Origin of the sequence: Paraburkholderia fungorum (assembly GCF_003610895.1) — a bacterium.
Lineage (GTDB): Bacteria > Pseudomonadota > Gammaproteobacteria > Burkholderiales > Burkholderiaceae > Paraburkholderia > Paraburkholderia fungorum_B.
In genome coordinates this window covers 17072-33434 of sequence record NZ_MCAS01000042.1, presented here as the reverse complement: position 1 = coordinate 33434, position 16363 = coordinate 17072, and the positions used below count along the sequence as shown (strand labels likewise).

Genomic DNA, 16363 nt, shown 5'->3' with positions numbered 1-16363 from the left:
TCAACCAGGTCTTAACAGCAGGACCGTCCAGCCCGTACCGTCAGGTTGCAGTTCGAACACAACGTATTCGTCGACGCCAACCGTCGTAACACTGCCCTCGCGAATCGCGACGGCATCGGCATCGCGCACGCTCACCTGCGGATGCTCGAGCTGCGTGCGCTGCCGTCCGAGATCGGGTCCAAGCCAGGGCGCGGCGAACATGCCGCGCACCGATTTGCCGTCGACCGTGATGTCGTCGTCGGCCAGATCGCGGATCACAGCGTCATCGAGGTCCGCGACCAGATCACGGAACGCCATGTCAGGCCGTCAGCTTGATGACGGCCTTCGGACGCGTGCACAGGTGGATCGGATTGGACTGTGCCTCGAGCTCAATGCCCTTGCCGAAATCCATCAGCTCCTGTTTCGCGTAATAAGGCAAGCCGTTCGTGTTGACCGTCTCCATGTAGTCCGCAGGCGCAAAACGCGTGATGAAGAGATCCGGCACGCCTTCCGGCACCGCCCACGCCTCGTCGTCAGCCACATAGCCGATGTCGCCGACGCGGCCGCGATAGCGCTCGAAGGTACAGCCACCAAACTCGAACGTGTCGCGCGCGTCGCCGCGCAGCGCCGACGCCATCGCGGTATTGAGATAGGTTTCCTTGATCGCCTTCATGACAATGAGACGGTTCCAGAAGTTGCGACCGCACAGCACGCGCACACCGCTGAACGGCGTATTGCCGAGCGCGTCCTCAATCGTGTCGAGCAGATCTGCACACTTGATGCGGATCTCGGTGTCGGCCTTGCCCAGCTCGAAACTGATCACCGTTTGTTTAATGCCAAAACGATCAAGCAGGTCCGCAACAACCGATTTTCCATCGGCATCGAGGATCAATCCTTTGACCGCGCCGATGCGGTGAAACTCGTGCGTGGCGTCGAGCTGGCGGCGCATCTTGGCAAGGCGCTTGTTGATCACGGTCTGGATCGCTTCTAAATCGGTCTCGGACCCAAATGCGCGCAGATTCTGGATCTCGTCGGCGCCGATCGCCGCACGCTGCGGCAAATGCACGGTGTTAAACGGAATCATGTTTCGCTTACTGCCAACAACGATGACACCGGAGGCACCACGCTGCCCGGTCGGGACGAGTGCCAGCGTGTCGCCGTCGCGCTCGATCTGCACCACGGTGGTCGTGATGCCCTCTTCCTCGAAAAGTCCGAGGGTCGCGAGCCGGCTTGGCACCTGCGGCTGCTCGTTGATAGCTGCACTAAGCGACGACAGCGAGAACGCGTCGTCGTTAAGAAGGGCGATATCCGCCATAAGGATTCTCCTGAAATGTGTATGTGATGCAACCGTCGACGTTCAGAAACGGCCGCATGACCAGAACGACAGCGCGGTCTAGCGCACGATCACGTAGTGGGCAGCGAGGTCGCTGCGCGCGGCTGCATCGAGCCCAGTCAGGCGAGCCTCAGCGACTTCCGCAAGACGCACAACGCCGACGGCCGGACGTGGATCCGTTGACGCCGCAAGTGGCGCGTACAGGATCGCCGTCGCGATTTCGGAACCGTCTGCCGCGGCGTTGTTATAAGGCGCGTATTCGCCGGTGCCGGTCGTGCCGAGCAGTTGCCCGGCCGACAACGCATCGCCCTTCGCAACGATGATCTGTTCACGTGAAATGCGGCCCTCACCTTCCGACAGAAGGAACTCGCCAGTGGATGTACCTTGGGTTTTGATGATGGTCATACAGCAGCTCCTTGTCTGCGCCCCAATGGGCCGTTATCAAAGTGATTTCGTATTGCCCTTACGAGCGGCATAGATGGACGACGCCCTTGGACCTGGCATCGAACCTTGTGCGGATCCGCCCGCGTTACCGTCGACCGGCTGCTGCCGGTTATTCACACGCGGTTGCGCCTGCGTGACGCGATCAAACAGTCGTGCGCGCACCTGATCGGAATCGAGTCCGTCGCCCACAAACTGGGCGGTCAGCTCAGGAAGCTTTGCAGCCAGGCACAGCCCAGCGATGTCTGTGGCGTTCCGGATTGCCGCGTCGATCGTTGGGCGATCCTTCAATGCGGTGAGCGTCATGATGCTTTCCGCGCACATGGACAGATTTGCTGTACGGCAGGTGTTGAACACATGGGCCGCCAGCACGCCCGGCTCTTCCCGCACGACGACCGTCTCCGGATCCTGTGGCGCGGGCGCAGGTGGGTTTTCTGCTGGTGGATCATTGACCGGAGGGTCATCGCCCCCCGGGGCTGTGGGCGAAGGCGCATCGCTGCCTGTTTCGACCAGCGCCTGCACGGGCTCGGGCGAATTCCTGAACCGGGCGAGTAGGCCCGCCGCATTCGTCGACGCAGCGAGTCGCACCGGCTCTTCGATCACGTCGCAAAAACCAAGCGACTGCGCCTCAAGTGCCGTGAGCCACGTCTCCGCATCCATCATCGCGGTCAGCTCGTCGTCTGTTTGACCACTCTTTCTCCGGTACGCCGCAAGGATCCCATCGCGCGCCTTGTCCATCATGTCGGCCGTGCTGCGAAGATCCGCCGCCGTGCCAAGCGCGATTGTCCAGGGGTTGTGAATCATCAGCATTGCGTTTTCGGGCATCACGACCTGATCGCCCGCCATCACCACCAGCCCGGCTGCGGATGCGGCCACACCATCCACGCGCGCAGTGACCTTGCCGGCATAACGACGCAGCGCGTTGTAGATCGCGAATGCATCGAAGACGTCGCCGCCCGGTGAATTCACAGCGACAATCAATTCGGCCGCGCCGGCCGCCGCGGTGTCGAGCTGGGCGATGAACGTCTTTGCATCGGTGCCCCAGAATCCGATCTCGTCATAGATCCGGATCTCGGCGACAGCCACGCCCTGCGCGTTCGTCATCGCCTTGATGTCCCACCACTTACGGTTTTTCATCTACGGTTCCTGCCTTTGAATGTGCGATGTCACCCGCGATGTCGCGCGAGCGGGGATCGGTGTCGTAACTCAGACCAAGCCGATCAGCTCTCGCGTTGTCCGCGGCGTTTTCTCCGTCGACCTGTTCCGGGTCTTCACCCTGCTTCAGGATCGACGCCGAACGACTCGTCAGCCCCGATCGGATCGCCAGCTTCTGCGCGTTCACGTCCTGCACCGGGTGGATATACGGCCAGCCCTGCGGCACCCAACGCACGCGCAGATATTCGCGACGCGTACGATGAAAGTCCGGCATCGGCATGGCACCTGACAACGCACACGCGTCAACCCACCACGCCCAGGCGCGACGGCAATACTGGTGAATGAAGATGTTCCACTGCAGCTGCTCGATCGAGCGTCGAAACTCGTTCAGAAGCACCCGCAGCACGCGGTCGCCAACCTCCCGCAGATCGCCGGTAAGAATCTCGTACGGCATGCCCACCGATGCGGCGGCGGCCATTAGCTGCTGCCGCATGAACGGGCCGTAATCTGCTCCGGCGCCGGGTGGCGTCGCGAAGCGCATGTCTTCGCCTGGTGCCAGCTCCTGCACGGTTCCTGGCTCAAGGGACACAACCGGCGAGAAACCGTCCGAGTCGAAAACCAACCCTTCACCAGTGACCGGATCACCGCCCAGGCCAGGTTCCGCGTTCGGCTTGACCAGAAAGCCCGCGAACAGGTTGCTGATTTCCTGCCGGAACAGCACGGCATCGTCGAAGTTGTCGAGCGAGTGCAGACGCAGCAGCACCGTCGACAACTCCGGGACACCGCGGACCTGACCTGCGCGCAACGGCTGGAACACGTGCGCAACGTCATCCGCCGGCACCGGCACGGTCACCATCCCGGCGTTCTTCATCCGGTTGTATTCACCCGGATGACGACGCAACAGGTGATAGGCAACCCGACGATCATCTGCGTCGTACTCGACGCCGTTGATGATTTCCCCGCCGTTCGGTCGCAGTTCGTTTTTTTCGACCGGCAGCAGATCGCCCTCGAGCACCTGAAGTTGCAGCGGTACCGAAAGTCCATCATCAGGACGACGCATGCGCCGGCGCACCAGCACCTCGCCGTCGCCAAAGAACGCACGCGCCGCGAGCGTCTGCTGACCGTAAAAATCGAGCAGACCATCTGCGTCGGACTCGCCGACCCAGTCGTCCCAAAGTTGCTTTTGCTGTCGTCGGATAGCCGGGTCCGGATGTTGCGGATGTGGCTGGATTCCCGTGCCGATCGTGTTCGATACCAGCCGCGCAATCGCCGTCTTCGCCCACGGGTCGTTGCGAATCGCATCGCGCGCCCGGCTGCGGATCAACGGCAGGTTCTGCACCGCTGCAGCGTTCGGCCCGGCACTCGATGTCTGCCACGATCGCCCGCGCGCGCCTGCCGAACTCGCGGCTTCGTACGCTGCCGCTTTCAGGCGCGTTGGCATGACGAAACCGCGCTGGGCGAGCGATGGATAGGATCCCTTCATCGCACCCCCTTGCCGCCATGACGCAGGCGAAACACACGCGATCGGGGAGTCGCGCGATCAAGCCCCCGCACAATCTCGGTCTGGGCCTCGCGCAATTCTGCAATCGAGCGGTAACGAACCTTGCGGTCCGCGTACTGGACTTCGAGTTCGCCCTTGGCAATCGCGGACTGGATGCGGGCGAGATCCGCCGCTGTGTATGCCATAACCTGCTCCTATCGGCGCTTCAAATACGTTGACCGTGCCGTTCGACGGCCCTGAATGCGCGAAACCCCGCTCGGAGGCGGGGTTTCGTGTGTACTGCCGGACACGGCAGTTGCCGTGGGTGGATCCGTTGGCGGCTCGATGTCCGCCATCTGCGGCAAGCCGGTGGCAACGGGCACCGCGTCGAAGAGCGAGACCTGCGACAAGCGATGCTGCTCGAGCATCCAGTGCGCCTCCGTCATGAGATGCGTCTTGGCGCTACGCGCCGCGTGCAACGCGTACACCTCGCAATCGAGCGCTTCGTTACGTGCACCGGCTTTCTTCTGCCAGACGCGCTTGCTGCCGATACGACCTGGCACCTTCACTTCCGCGGTGACCTGCTGCAGATAGTCGGCACGCACGCCTTTGTACCAGTGCATGCGGCCCGGGCCGTCACCTTCGAGTTTCAGCCGGTTGTCGAGGATCAGATCCTTGGCCTTGCTCACGCCCACCATAAACGGACGCAAACCGTACTTCGCGGCCTTGCTGTTGTTGCGTACGGAGTCGACCGAGGCCTTCGGCACGCTAAATATCTCCGCGCCGACGTCCTTCGCGCCCTTGATCGCCATGATGTTGATACCGCGCTTCTGTGCGATACGCACAAAGCGATAGACCGCATCTGACGTCGAGCCATCCGATGAGTCGATCGACGCGGCCTTCACACGCAACACCCAACCGTTCGCGTGCCGATAGCCCTGCGTCAACATGTCGGTCAGCGCACCCCACACGCCACCCACCATCGGATCAGTGCCCTGCTCAAGGACGTTGCCGTACAGTTCGTCCCACAGCACAAGCCAGCTTTCTTCTCCTCTCCCCCACGCGCGCAGCACGATCGCAATCCGGTCATGCTGCACGTCGATACCGGCTGTGAGCACCAAGGCGCCGACCGGCACCGTGAAGACGCCATAGTCGAGCGCACGCTCGGCGAGCAGATCGATTTCAGGGATATCGCTCTCGTACTTGTACGGTCGGCCCTCAGTGTTGTTGACGAACGATCGCATTTTCGTATCGTCACCCGCGCGCAGTGCTTTCTCCGCGACGAGCCGCTTCTTCACGAGTTCAGCGAGTCGCGAGCCAGGAAATGGCGACACCAGCTCGTTCAGACGAAAGCCGGCAACGCCGTGAAACGCTGCCGTCGCTACCCACCGGCCGCGGCGCACCGCGCGAAAGCGCGCCGTGTCATCCCACAGACTGCCGCAGAAGGGACACGCGTAACGCGCGGAACCGGGTGTCGCCAGACCAAAGACCTCGTGCGGCGTTTCGGCATTTTCAGACCAGGTAACGTTGTCCCATGCCAGTTCATGCTCTTCACCGCAATCGGGACACGGCACCAGATACCGACGCTGGTCGGACGACTCATAGGCCTGTGCGATGCGCGAGAAACCATCGATTGTCGGCGTGCCGCCGAAAATCACCTTGCGGCGACTATCGGAATAGCTCTTGTTTCGCTCCTCGAGCAGCGTGATGGAATCGCCCTGCTCGCGAACGTTCTGGTTCGCATCGTCCGGCTCCTCCACCGCAACCACTGGTGCCGGCGTCGACTTCACGTCGTCCGGTGCATTCGAGGTGATGAACTTGAGAAAGCCTCGTACGAACGTCTTGTGGTCCCACAGGTTGTTCTTGTCGCGCCCCGCATGCACGGGCAATTTCGCGGATAGGCGCGGCGTCACCTCGACCATCGGCTCGAACTTCTCGAGGTTGAATTTCTTGGCCGACTTTTCCTTCGCGAACATGATGATCATCGGGCACGGATCGATATCGATACGCCGCCCAACGTAATTCAGCAGAACGCCGTCAGTCCACGCCACCTGTGCCGATTTCATACAGACGACCTTCTGCACGCGCGGATCGTCGAGCGCTGCGTGCATGCCGTGCACCCACGGCGTGATCTCGGGGTTGTATTTACCCGGGCTCGCCGCTGCCTTCGCGCTCAAACGGCGATAACGCCTCGCCCAGTCCGTCGTCCCGATCTTCTCGGCTGGCGTTAGCAGCTTCGCCAGGCGCCGGATCACTGCTCGGACTGTCTGGGTCGTATCGAGCCAGCTGCTCGAGACATCCGTTAATGTGTTCATTCAGCAGCTCGACATCGACGTCGACCCCATAGAGCGTGCGCAGCTCCTGCGCGATCTTGTCCGGCAGCGACAGCAGATCCGACTGGAAGGCGCCAACCATCTGGCCATAAGCACGCTCCAGCTGTTCCGCATTGACGAGCTGCCCCTTCTTCTCCGCGAGCGTGAGAATCTTGATCTCGCGTTCCACACGCTCGGTCATCGCGCGCTCAGTGGCGAGGTCGTACCCGCCATCACCTACACGACCGGACGCGATCCCGCGAAGATGCCGGATGTACTCGATCCTAACGTCATCGATCGACGCCTGCCGGTAGTCGATGCCGAGCTTGTCGACGAGGCGCGAAACGGCCGATTGATCGAGGTCCAGGTGGTCGGCGATCTGCTGTTGGGTTGGCATGAATATGACCCCCCTTGGAGAATCACCAGTAGAGAAAAAACGCGGGTGTGAGCCCCCGTGTCCAGAACGGCTATAGGGTCCCCGGCCGCGTCACGATCCTGTCGCACCCAGCCGAAGCAGCACAGCGCGACCTATCCGTGCAGACGACCGACTCTTTCGATTGTCCAATGCAAAAAGCCCCGACGCATGAGCGGCGAGGCTTTAAATTCCTTCAGGCGAACGCATGCCCGGAAAAGGCCGCGTCACTCGGTAGGAACCGGAATCAGATTGTGGATCGGAGTGTAGTAGAGCTACTTTGTTTCCGCAAGCGGTTTCTCTTTCAGGCGATCGATGATGGCCTGCATCGACACGTACTGCGGCTTCACATCAGCGAGCTTTTCTTCGATGGCCCGCTTCGCGTGAGCAAGCGCCAGATCGAAGATCGATGTCGGCCGAGCCTTCAGTCCAAGCCGGCGGCAGATGACTGCCGGATGCGCGCGCCAGACGAAATGCATCTGCAATACCTTGCGATCCAGAGGCATCAATCCGCGACACGCCAGCTCGACTTTCTGCGCATCTTCGCCGTCGAGCGTTGTGTCAATCGATGCGCCCGCGACGGTAGGAAAGTAAATCGTCGCCACCATCGAATCACCATGGCCGCTGCCGCCGCGCTGCGCACGGGCCCAATTATTCAAACGCTCATCAAGTGTCATAGGGTTCCCCGATTCAATCTTCGTAAAGGCCGATGTGCTGTCGGCAATAGCCACGCCGTGCTGAGCCGGCGCCAATAATCGTGCTTGCCGCATGCGTGCATCGGCAGCCGTTTTCAACGTGAGCGCAGACCCGGTCGTCTGGTGCGCTTGACGTTGTTTGAGTCGACACTTGCGCTTGCTTCGACGCAATCGCACCGTTTCGACGAACGCGAAGCTCTTCCCAGTTTTTCCGCAGACGCGCCGGTGACGTGATGACTTTCGCCCAGAAGCTGTCGCGCCGCGCGTAGCCGAACAGCCGTGCCATTGCGTCAGTCTCGCGACCGTCGAGCATGATCATTGCGTCCACCTCGCGCGCCCACACCTCCATGTCCGGCTTTGCAATTCCCGGATCATCGGCCTTCAGTCGTTCGAACATCCACCACGCAATTGACAAACTCTGTTCATCGGGTTTTTCTCTCTGAACGCCTGTGGCTTCGTTTACCACTGTGGGTTGATAGAGAGAGGGTTTTATACAATTTCTGTTTACTGGGTACTTAGTAGGAACGTGGTGCAGGTAACTTTCGGAATCAACTGCGTCCGGGACAGCGTCAACCGGATCTCCTGCACCTTGTTCGCCTGATGCGGCCGAGTTACCTGAACATGGTTCATTCAATTCGCCTGAGTTACCTGCACGTGGTTCCGAACTGCCCATTTCTTGAGCGCGCTTGGAACGACGTTCATCTTTGTTCAAAACTTCATCACCCTCCGACGCCGCCGCGAGATCCAGATCAATCGCGTCGCGCTGCTGCTTTGCGACGGCTGCGGGAATCGAGAATCGATAGTGTGAATGCGCCCACTTGCGATTTGGCCTGCGCGACTTCCAGCGCGCCAGCCAGCCATCACGCTCGGCTATCGCAAGGTGCTTTGCAACGGCCCGCTCGGATAACGATGCTCTTTCCGCGAGCGATTCGATTGACGGCCACACGATGTCATCGACCGCGTTCGCGTATTCCGCGACGACAAACAGCACCAGCTTGGTAGTCGACGGTAAATCGCTGCAGGTCATGGCACGGCGCCAGGTAAAAAACGGAGTTACAGTTGCCATAGATCAATGCCCACTTCCCGGCGAGGCGAAATTCTCGAACCGGGTTAATGCGTTCTGGAAGGTAAGGCGCACCGTGCCGATCGGCCCGTTGCGCTGTTTGGCGCAGATGATTTCCGCCGTCCCGCGATCAGCGCTGTCGGGGTTGTAGACCTCATCCCGATAGATAAAGAGAATCACGTCCGCGTCCTGCTCGATCGCGCCGGACTCCCGCAGATCGGACATCACGGGCCGCTTGTTCGGCCGCTGCTCAAGACCTCGATTTAGCTGCGAGAGCGCGATCACAGGTACCTTCAGCTCTTTCGCGATCAGCTTCAGCGAGCGCGAAATCTCGCTCAATTCCGCGGCGCGCATGTCGTTGTGCGAGCCGTCGCCGTTCATCAGCTGCAGGTAATCGATCACCACTACGCCAAGTTGGCCAAGCTCACGTTTCAGCCGGCGCAACTTGCCCTTAAGGCTGGTCGGAGTGAGGCCCGCGCCCTCGAAAACATGAATTGGCGCATCGGCCATCAACTGCACGCCATGCGTGAGTCGCGGCCAGTCATCCTGCTCGAGCTTGCCGGTGCGCAGCCGATGCTGGTTGATGCGCGCCTGTGAAGCGAGCATGCGCTGCGTCAGTTGCTCAGTTGGCATTTCGAGCGACGCGACGGCGGCGGGCAATCTCAGGCGAATCGCCACGTGCTCTGCGATGTTCATGGCGAACGAGGTTTTGCCCATCGATGGCCGTCCGCCGACGATAATCAACTCGCCACCGTGCATGCCATCGAGCATCCGGTCGAGATCATCAAAGCCCGTCGCTGTCCCGGTGATGCCGGCAGCCGGCCCCTTGTGATAAAGCTCATCCACGCGTTCAACTACGCGCGTGAGCGCGGGTACGATCGCGGTGAAGCCATCGGCACGCTGATCGACGTCAGATAGCCGCATAAAAGACGCCTGCGCCTGATCAATGATTTCGAGCACCTCGCGCCCGGCCGTGTTGTGACAAAGATCGATGACCTGTCGCGCCGCGGCCATTGTCGCGCGCAGCAGCGAACGCGCGCGCACGATCTCAGCGTAACGCACCACGTTCGCGGCGCTCGGCGTCGACTGAACGATCTCATTGAGGTATTGGAGCGGCTGTCGGATCTTCGATCCATGGGCCGACAGAAACTCGTATATGGTGACCGCGTCTGCCTGACGCTGTGTGGCCAGCATCCGCGAGATCGCGCGAAAAATCGAACGATGCTCGGGCAGCGTGAAGTCCTTTTCGCCGACGAGGTGCACGATTCGATCGAACGCCTCGTTATCAAGCATTAGCGCGCCGAGCACGGCCTGCTCAGACTCTATCGACGCAATAGGGTCGCGCGCTTCCAATGGGTCATTTGCACCCATGTATTCCCCCGGTATGCGAAGTGCGAGTTAAACCCGATTCAGAGCCGCTGCTGCGCGCGCGATCGTGATCGTCTGTTCGATCTGGCGCTGACCATCGCGCCCGATTCTTTCGATTGCCTCGACTTCGCGCGGCTCGATCACGCCGTCTTCTGCCGAACGGCGCACCTCCTCAGCAAGCTTGCCGGTCTTGTCGCTGACGCCAAGTGCGGCCGTCACGAGCGCAGTTATGCCGTCGCGGGCATCTGGGCGGGGGGCCAATGAGGCAACCAATCCGAAACGCACGTTGAATGCATGCACCGCATCGAGCGCATGCGGCTGGTTCTTTTCGAGCATCCATTCGACAATCAGCTCGAACATTTCGCCCGAGATCCTGGCGCCCTCGACTTCACGCAGCTTCAGACGAAGTGATTCGCCGGTAAGGCGAATCCCACGCCGCTCGGTCAGAAAGCGCGCGGCGTCCTCTACCTTCCCCGGCGTCTTGAGTACCGACGTATAAAGGACATCGATCCATGTTGTGTCGCTGTATCGGCAGGTCACACTAACCCCTTGTGGATAACTATTTTTCATGCTGTTTACGCACGCTTCGTTTTCATACGATTCGTTCGTCCACAGCAAAACGGTGAAGCGAATGAACAAAAAGGAGATCGCCCTCGAACATGCGAAAATGGCGAGCAAAGGCGCATGCTTCAAGCAAAGGATCAAGAAAGCGATCAGCCTGTCGGTACGAGCGCGCCGCGAGGAACTCGCGTTCTCTCAATTCTTGGCGCGCGTGGCATCAACACCGCAGGGAGCCTGCGATACCGCCATCCTCGGAAAACGGTCGGGATACAGTATTTCGAGCTCGGAAATGGACTCGGCACCGTAGTAGGCAACTAGCGCCGCGGCCGCACGCCGCGAAAATTGCTCGCCACGCTCGATGCGGCTCAGGTTGCCTTGATCAATGCCAATCGCGAGCGACACCTCCGCAACCGTTAAGCCCCGGCACTTACGCAAGCGCCGCAGCGGAGTTTCGACTTGGGTCTGTTCCATGGTCACTCACAAAATATGCGTGACACGCATCTTAAAGCGCGCATCGAAAATGCGCAACACGCTTTGCGTCACACGCATCTGAGATGAACAATCAGTGTATGGAAAGAAACATTCAATTGAGGTTGATTCTCGGGTCCAACATCCGTAACCTTCGTAAGGAACGGGGCCTGACCATCCTTGAACTCGCCACTCGCATTGAGAGCGATGTAGGCAACATTTCGCGCCTTGAACGCGGCAAGCAAGGCTGCAGCGACGAAATGCTAAGGAAAATAGCAAAAGAATTAGGCACAAGCCCCGCAGAGCTTTACCGGGATCCTGCATTGCAGAACGTCTCCCCATCGACTATGGGTAGTAGACGCATTCCGGTTATTAATTCGATTCAAGCGGGGATGTTGACGGAAGTGGTGGATTCTTTACCAGTAGGCTGGGCCCACGAGTGGCTCGAGACAGACATTGACGTGTCGCCCAACTCATTCGCCCTTCTGATCGAAGGCGAATCAATGGAACCTGATTTTCGTGAGGGGGATAAGGTAATTATCGATCCCCTTATCCAGCCACAACCCGGCGACTTCGTTGTAGCTAAGAATGGGAAAGAGGAAGCAACGTTTAAAAAATACCGGCCGCGCGGTCTTACCGAAGCCGGTGCGGAGATATTCGAACTCGTGCCGCTTAACCCGGATTACTCATCCATCCGCAGCGACCAAATGCGGTTGCAGATAATCGGTGTCATGGTTGAGCATCGTCGATACCGACGAAGACGCTAAGAGCAATCCAACACAAGCCCGCATATGCGGGCTTTTTTTTCGCCAAAATTTGCGCTTGACGCATCTTGCAGTTTGCGTAGAATGCATCTCCATATATGCGTGTCACGCATTTTTAGGATGCCATGAAAAGCTACCACTGTTACTACCTTATGAAGGGCCAGGAGCCGAGCCCGCTCTCGCAGTTCATTCAGATAAAGGCTGCTGACGCAGTCAGTGCCGCCCAACAGACAATGCATGTCACCGGTTGCGTTTCCGTGACTGAAGTCGTTCGCGTGCGGGGCTGAAGCATGAGCCGCACGAAAAAGCCCATGCCTTTGTGGCTGATCTGCCTGATAAGCGCAGCCGTGTGCGTCGCAATCTCAGCAGTCAATGCGGACGACGAGCCGCAGACTGCAGCGTCCGTATCGGCTCATCGTATCTAAGACGCGCCATGCAAAAGAGCCCGCTTCCATCCCACCTGCTGCGCATTGAATGGCAGTTGCTTCACAAGACCGGGAGTTTCGAAGAGGCAATCGCCAGCGCCGAAGTGCGCCGCACGCTTGAAGCGTCGGCGCGCGCACGCGAAGCGCGCGAGTTGCGCCGGCAGCACCAGCAAGGCGACGTGAAGCGTCGTGCGAGTGGCGACTACGACGACTGACCACGATGCGATATCACGTTCGCTGCAGCCATTGTGCGACTCGCCACTTCATGCGCAAACATCCAGATCATTTCGATCACCCGCCGAGGGCCACTGGTTTTCGCATTGGCGCGGCTCGTTTTTCTGCAGGTATCGCGTCGATGGGACGGGACGTTACCCCAGCGAAGACGACCTCTCCGATCGAAACTACGACACCCTCGCGGGCTGACGAATCAACATGCCAAACATTGCCCAGCTCGCCGGCATGCTGCCGCGCGATCCCAAGTTTCGCGAGTGGCTTTCGTCTGCGACTCAAGTTGATCAACTGACTGCCGACGAAGCCGCGGAAATCATCCGCACGGTCTGCAAGATCGACAGCCGTAGCACTCTCCCAACCGACCAGGTCGCGGCCGAACGCTTTCACAACCTCCTGCGTCGCCCGTTCGTCGAGTGGCGCTCACAGCAGCACCGTCCTTAGCTTCCACGGAGAAAACACAAATGTCCCTGTTTGCATCGTTGTCCTCGCTCGCCCAGAAAGCGACACTCATCATATTAACCACGACCGAAGGCGCCCAGCTGCGCATGAACGTCACGCCGAGTGTCGCGTTCCCCTTGTGCCGGCTCTGCATGTCCATGCCACCGAAGGTCCTCGCCGACGTCGCGCGCAAGATTCCGGAGCCCGCATGAACGAACTTGACATCATTTACTATGCTGCGCGCGCAGCGAATCTGGAGACGCGCCGCTACCACGCGGCCGTCCACGTACGGCCGCGCCACGACACCACTGCACCTTGGCGTCCCTTCAATCCGTTGAAGCACGACTCCGACTCGCACAAGCTGGCAGCCGCAGCCCGCGTCGATGTCAATCACCACAATGAGTATGTCGCTGCAATGGCTGGCGTTGGTGCGATGCGAATCTTCACGCACGAAGACATCAACGTCGACAAGCTGCCCGACCTGGATTGCGCTGAACGGCGCCGCGCGATGCGCCGCGCGGTCACTGAATGCGCTGCATTGATAGGCCGCGATTTCGGCCCATTTTGGTGGAGAAAAACGCCTCTCTTGCGGAGGGATGCATGACGCACATTACGCCTGCGCATTTTCCCGAGAAACGCGTGAGCATGGCACTCGTCGGCTGCGGCGCATTCGTCAATCTGGAAATCGGGCTTGTGCGACCGTTGCCGGTCGTCAACGGGAGGGAATGAGATGGGACTACTGACTCGCGCGTATATCCTAGAGAAATTCGGCGTACGCCTGACCATGGGTCAACTCGCGACCCTGCTGGCAATGTCCGAGGGCACGATTCGCAACCAGGTCAGCGCCGAAACGTTTCCAATTCCGACCTACAAAGAGGGGGCCGCACGCTACGCCGCTTATGACGCTGTAGCCGACTACCTCGACAAAATGTCGGAAAAGGCTCGAGCACTGGCAATCGCATGATCGCGGAAATCCACCGGCCGCGGCGAAGATGACGGACCATGAATATTCAGGCTAGATTTCAAACAGCAATGTCAGAGTCGCCAGACAATGGGGTCGCTGGCGAGGTCTCTCGCAACACACCGCGGTCCACCCGGGCCAGTTCACCGATGAATATGTAGGCCTGTATGATCGTCAGGCGCGCCTCTTCGAGCGTCACGTCGGCATGCACGCCTTTATTGGTTTTGTCGTACACCGCATCGAGCCTCGCGCATAGATGGTCGAGCTCGCTTTCAAGCAACGCCTTCGTGCCGTCCGATGTTATTCCCTGCTCGATGAACGCAATCAATCTGTTTTTGTATTGGTCAACGCCGACCTTACGCGCCTTTCCGCTGCTGGACCTCCATTCAACCTCCGAGGGAGGAAATAGCGAATCTGCAAGGCTCAAAAGAAGTCGTCGGCACGACGCCAACGCTTCTGCCAACGCCTCAGGATTCCCTTCCCCGATCCTAGCTGCAATCGCGACCAGCTTCTCCGCCGCTTTCGGCGCTCGCGTCCGTACGAAAGCGTCAACCTCGTAACGCAATTGATCGAATATCGACTCGGCTACGTCGCCAAACTGTAGCGATATTAGAGCGTCGGTTGCATAGCTATGCAAAGCACCTTTGAAAGCAGTAAAAAGGGCTGAAGTCTTGACATATGCTTCCTTCAGCTCGTTGAAAGCAACCGACTGATTGTTGAACATCCGTTGCGTAGCGTTTGCCACCAAAAAATCCTGAGCACTGCCGGTAGCGGCCTTCGGCGCGGCACTCTCAAGGCGGATCTTCTGCGCAAAATACTCACCTTCCAACTGAGGTAAGCTTGCAGTGTAATATTGCTGGCCATCTGGCGTTATGCGACCAACACGTGTGGCATAAAGAGCGCTATCGCCAAGCTTTGAAATATCAAAACTGCTCGGATACCCCGTTGTTTCCAAACCAAGCCATGTCTGCCCATCGTTGTCTCTCATCAGCCGGGCGAGTCGCTTTGCCAGCATGAGGTAACGCTCCACAGGGAGATCCTCGGTCTCCATAGCATCCAATAGCTGAATGGCAGTGGCACGGGCCGCATCTAATGCTGACTTCTGATCTGCAATCATGGCAATCCCACTCAAGTAGTTGGCCACAGCACGAGTCGCCATGGCTAGATGGCAGTCAGCTCGATGTCGCTTTAATTAGTCTCAAGCGCCCCTTCTTAGCAACTTGCACCGGATCCAGATTAGTGTAGCGCTTAAGATTGCGCCAGTCCTTATGCCCTGTCACTGCGGCCACTTCCGGGATCTGCCAACCAGCTTCAAAAAGTGTACTGGTCGCTTCATGGCGCAGGTCATGAAAATGCAGATCGACGATGCCCTTGGCGTCGCAGGCCTGCTTGAAGTACTTGCTCGCGGTTCCCTTGTCGAACCGGAAAATGTAGTCATTCTTGTGCGGCGGCGTCTTCGGATCTGCCTTGCGCTTCTCGGTGTACTCCGGCGGCACCGGGTAACGCGGTTGCCGCATGATGACTTCGAACGCGTCGCCAATCAGCGGGATCCACTCGTTGTTGCCGACCTTCTGCCGGGGGTGCTTGCGATCGCGCACCAGCGCGAGGTGATTCTCGGCGTCGATATCATCCCAGCGCAGGTTGAACAGCTCGCCACGTCGAAACGCACACTGCATGGCGACGCGTAACAGATCCGGCATCGCCTGTTGACGCTCCGGATGCTCGGCGAACCACGCAAAGATTTTCTCGATTTCTTCGGGAGTTGGTCGACGCTCACGCTTGCCGCCGGCTTCGATCAGGCGCAGATGGTGGAGCGTCGGACGAGCCGTACCGATCGCATCGGGCAGCGTCAATTCGAGCAATGACCCCATGTGGCGCAGGACGGTGCCGAGCTTCGAGATATCCATGTCGACGGTATAGCCACCGGCGCCGGCTTTCCTACGATCCTGCGCAAACTTGACGATACGTTGTGTCGTGAGCTTCGCTGCAAAGTCACTTTCGAACGCATCTTCCAGTCGCTTCAGGATGTAGTCCTCGTTTGACTTTTCCTTGACCGGCCGGCCGGAGTCTGCGCGCGCTTCGCGGTATTTCCTGACGAGCTCACCGACCTTGACGGTGGCCGCATCCACGGCATTCTGGCCGTTGTCGATCTCGACTTCCTTGGCCCGCGCCCAGGCTTCAGCCGCACCTTTCGTTTTGAACGTTTTTGCTATACTCTGCCCTCGCTTGCGCACCTGGGCACGCCAGCGACTGCCAACTGGCAGGATTGAAGCCATG

The 16363-nt window shown here is 59.4% G+C and carries 22 protein-coding genes; 7 read left to right on the top strand and 15 right to left on the bottom strand.

The features are described 5' to 3' along the window. The 13 genes from BCY88_RS30545 to BCY88_RS30485 form a co-directional block, all read right to left on the bottom strand. Positions 1-297, bottom strand: a complete 297-nt coding sequence (locus BCY88_RS30545) for a head-tail joining protein (RefSeq protein WP_120347883.1) — start codon at positions 295-297, stop codon at positions 1-3. 1 nt (position 298) lies between these two features. Continuing rightward, complete coding sequence (locus tag BCY88_RS30540) at positions 299-1294, bottom strand: major capsid protein (protein WP_120347882.1); 996 nt, start codon at positions 1292-1294, stop codon at positions 299-301. A gap of 78 nt (positions 1295-1372) precedes the next feature. After that, on the bottom strand, positions 1373-1717 hold the full coding sequence (locus BCY88_RS30535; RefSeq protein WP_120347881.1) for a head decoration protein: 345 nt from the start codon (positions 1715-1717) through the stop codon (positions 1373-1375). Positions 1718-1753: 36 nt separating this feature from the next. Next, positions 1754-2857 (bottom strand): head maturation protease, ClpP-related, encoded by a 1104-nt coding sequence (locus BCY88_RS30530; protein WP_404935750.1) that lies wholly within the window; start codon positions 2855-2857, stop codon positions 1754-1756. 19 nt (positions 2858-2876) lie between these two features. After that, a complete protein-coding gene (locus BCY88_RS30525) occupies positions 2877-4391 on the bottom strand; it encodes a phage portal protein (RefSeq protein WP_120347879.1) in 1515 nt (504 codons plus the stop codon). Next, positions 4388-4594, bottom strand: coding sequence for a phage head-tail joining protein (locus BCY88_RS30520; RefSeq protein ID WP_120347878.1), 207 nt, complete (start codon positions 4592-4594; stop codon positions 4388-4390). The genes BCY88_RS30525 and BCY88_RS30520 overlap by 4 nt, the downstream gene beginning before the upstream one ends. Positions 4595-4603: 9 nt before the next feature. After that, a complete protein-coding gene (locus BCY88_RS30515) occupies positions 4604-6565 on the bottom strand; it encodes a phage terminase large subunit family protein (RefSeq protein WP_120347877.1) in 1962 nt (653 codons plus the stop codon). Next, positions 6534-7097 carry a helix-turn-helix domain-containing protein gene (locus BCY88_RS30510; RefSeq protein ID WP_120347876.1) on the bottom strand — a complete coding sequence of 188 codons (564 nt, stop codon included), beginning with the start codon at positions 7095-7097 and terminating at the stop codon, positions 6534-6536. The genes BCY88_RS30515 and BCY88_RS30510 overlap by 32 nt, the downstream gene beginning before the upstream one ends. 290 nt (positions 7098-7387) lie before the next feature. Beyond that, positions 7388-7843: a hypothetical protein gene (locus BCY88_RS30505; RefSeq protein WP_259461560.1), complete on the bottom strand. Its 456-nt coding sequence runs from the start codon at positions 7841-7843 to the stop codon at positions 7388-7390. Then, positions 7803-8834, bottom strand: a complete 1032-nt coding sequence (locus tag BCY88_RS30500) for a helix-turn-helix domain-containing protein (protein WP_120347874.1) — start codon at positions 8832-8834, stop codon at positions 7803-7805. Before BCY88_RS30500 ends, BCY88_RS30505 begins: the two co-directional genes overlap by 41 nt. Positions 8835-8876: 42 nt before the next feature. Then, positions 8877-10241 (bottom strand): replicative DNA helicase, encoded by a 1365-nt coding sequence (gene dnaB, locus BCY88_RS30495; RefSeq protein WP_120347873.1) that lies wholly within the window; start codon positions 10239-10241, stop codon positions 8877-8879. Between the two features lie 27 nt (positions 10242-10268). Next, positions 10269-10916 carry a phage regulatory CII family protein gene (locus BCY88_RS30490; RefSeq protein ID WP_310796137.1) on the bottom strand — a complete coding sequence of 216 codons (648 nt, stop codon included), beginning with the start codon at positions 10914-10916 and terminating at the stop codon, positions 10269-10271. A 78-nt stretch (positions 10917-10994) separates the two neighbouring features. After that, positions 10995-11270 (bottom strand): helix-turn-helix domain-containing protein, encoded by a 276-nt coding sequence (locus tag BCY88_RS30485; protein ID WP_120347872.1) that lies wholly within the window; start codon positions 11268-11270, stop codon positions 10995-10997. A gap of 98 nt (positions 11271-11368) precedes the next feature. On the opposite strand from BCY88_RS30485, the gene BCY88_RS30480 reads away from it, so the two are divergent. From BCY88_RS30480 to BCY88_RS30455, 7 genes are all read left to right on the top strand, one after another. Continuing rightward, complete coding sequence (locus BCY88_RS30480; RefSeq protein WP_259461559.1) at positions 11369-12034, top strand: LexA family protein; 666 nt, start codon at positions 11369-11371, stop codon at positions 12032-12034. Between the two features lie 430 nt (positions 12035-12464). Continuing rightward, positions 12465-12671: a hypothetical protein gene (locus BCY88_RS30475; RefSeq protein ID WP_120347870.1), complete on the top strand. Its 207-nt coding sequence runs from the start codon at positions 12465-12467 to the stop codon at positions 12669-12671. A 217-nt stretch (positions 12672-12888) separates the two neighbouring features. Then, the gene (locus tag BCY88_RS30470) at positions 12889-13128 is read left to right on the top strand and encodes a hypothetical protein (protein WP_120347869.1); all 240 of its coding nucleotides are present in this window, start codon (positions 12889-12891) and stop codon (positions 13126-13128) included. A 20-nt stretch (positions 13129-13148) separates the two neighbouring features. Then, positions 13149-13337 carry a hypothetical protein gene (locus BCY88_RS30465; protein WP_120347868.1) on the top strand — a complete coding sequence of 63 codons (189 nt, stop codon included), beginning with the start codon at positions 13149-13151 and terminating at the stop codon, positions 13335-13337. Continuing rightward, entirely contained in the window at positions 13334-13729 is a 396-nt protein-coding gene (locus BCY88_RS30460) for a hypothetical protein (protein ID WP_120347867.1), read from the top strand. The genes BCY88_RS30465 and BCY88_RS30460 overlap by 4 nt, the downstream gene beginning before the upstream one ends. Next, the gene (locus BCY88_RS40495) at positions 13726-13854 is read left to right on the top strand and encodes a hypothetical protein (RefSeq protein WP_259461558.1); all 129 of its coding nucleotides are present in this window, start codon (positions 13726-13728) and stop codon (positions 13852-13854) included. Before BCY88_RS30460 ends, BCY88_RS40495 begins: the two co-directional genes overlap by 4 nt. A gap of 1 nt (position 13855) precedes the next feature. Beyond that, positions 13856-14089, top strand: coding sequence for a hypothetical protein (locus tag BCY88_RS30455; RefSeq protein ID WP_120347866.1), 234 nt, complete (start codon positions 13856-13858; stop codon positions 14087-14089). Positions 14090-14147: 58 nt separating this feature from the next. Here BCY88_RS30455 and BCY88_RS30450 read toward each other — a convergent pair whose 3' ends face one another. Both BCY88_RS30450 and BCY88_RS30445 read right to left on the bottom strand, forming a co-directional pair. Then, positions 14148-15203, bottom strand: a complete 1056-nt coding sequence (locus tag BCY88_RS30450; RefSeq protein ID WP_147408573.1) for a hypothetical protein — start codon at positions 15201-15203, stop codon at positions 14148-14150. Between the two features lie 55 nt (positions 15204-15258). Continuing rightward, positions 15259-16362: a site-specific integrase gene (locus tag BCY88_RS30445; protein WP_120347864.1), complete on the bottom strand. Its 1104-nt coding sequence runs from the start codon at positions 16360-16362 to the stop codon at positions 15259-15261. Position 16363: the final 1 nt, after the last annotated feature.

Excerpts from the sequence above, each read along its gene's own strand:
- BCY88_RS40495 (WP_259461558.1), top strand. The coding sequence starts at position 13,726 with ATGACGCACATTACGCCTGCGCATTTTCCCGAGAAACGCGTGAGCATG.
- BCY88_RS30445 (WP_120347864.1), bottom strand. The coding sequence starts at position 16,362 with ATGGCTTCAATCCTGCCAGTTGGCAGTCGCTGGCGTGCCCAGGTGCGC.
- BCY88_RS30485 (WP_120347872.1), bottom strand. The coding sequence starts at position 11,270 with ATGGAACAGACCCAAGTCGAAACTCCGCTGCGGCGCTTGCGTAAGTGC.
- BCY88_RS30450 (WP_147408573.1), bottom strand. The coding sequence starts at position 15,203 with ATGATTGCAGATCAGAAGTCAGCATTAGATGCGGCCCGTGCCACTGCC.
- BCY88_RS30470 (WP_120347869.1), top strand. The coding sequence starts at position 12,889 with ATGCCAAACATTGCCCAGCTCGCCGGCATGCTGCCGCGCGATCCCAAG.
- BCY88_RS30525 (WP_120347879.1), bottom strand. The coding sequence starts at position 4,391 with ATGAAGGGATCCTATCCATCGCTCGCCCAGCGCGGTTTCGTCATGCCA.
- BCY88_RS30465 (WP_120347868.1), top strand. The coding sequence starts at position 13,149 with ATGTCCCTGTTTGCATCGTTGTCCTCGCTCGCCCAGAAAGCGACACTC.
- BCY88_RS30510 (WP_120347876.1), bottom strand. The coding sequence starts at position 7,097 with ATGCCAACCCAACAGCAGATCGCCGACCACCTGGACCTCGATCAATCG.
- BCY88_RS30545 (WP_120347883.1), bottom strand. The coding sequence starts at position 297 with ATGGCGTTCCGTGATCTGGTCGCGGACCTCGATGACGCTGTGATCCGC.
- BCY88_RS30480 (WP_259461559.1), top strand. The coding sequence starts at position 11,369 with ATGGAAAGAAACATTCAATTGAGGTTGATTCTCGGGTCCAACATCCGT.
- BCY88_RS30540 (WP_120347882.1), bottom strand. The coding sequence starts at position 1,294 with ATGGCGGATATCGCCCTTCTTAACGACGACGCGTTCTCGCTGTCGTCG.
- BCY88_RS30455 (WP_120347866.1), top strand. The coding sequence starts at position 13,856 with ATGGGACTACTGACTCGCGCGTATATCCTAGAGAAATTCGGCGTACGC.
- dnaB (WP_120347873.1), bottom strand. The coding sequence starts at position 10,241 with ATGGGTGCAAATGACCCATTGGAAGCGCGCGACCCTATTGCGTCGATA.
- BCY88_RS30475 (WP_120347870.1), top strand. The coding sequence starts at position 12,465 with ATGCAAAAGAGCCCGCTTCCATCCCACCTGCTGCGCATTGAATGGCAG.
- BCY88_RS30500 (WP_120347874.1), bottom strand. The coding sequence starts at position 8,834 with ATGACCTGCAGCGATTTACCGTCGACTACCAAGCTGGTGCTGTTTGTC.
- BCY88_RS30535 (WP_120347881.1), bottom strand. The coding sequence starts at position 1,717 with ATGACCATCATCAAAACCCAAGGTACATCCACTGGCGAGTTCCTTCTG.
- BCY88_RS30460 (WP_120347867.1), top strand. The coding sequence starts at position 13,334 with ATGAACGAACTTGACATCATTTACTATGCTGCGCGCGCAGCGAATCTG.
- BCY88_RS30530 (WP_404935750.1), bottom strand. The coding sequence starts at position 2,857 with ATGACGAACGCGCAGGGCGTGGCTGTCGCCGAGATCCGGATCTATGAC.
- BCY88_RS30520 (WP_120347878.1), bottom strand. The coding sequence starts at position 4,594 with ATGGCATACACAGCGGCGGATCTCGCCCGCATCCAGTCCGCGATTGCC.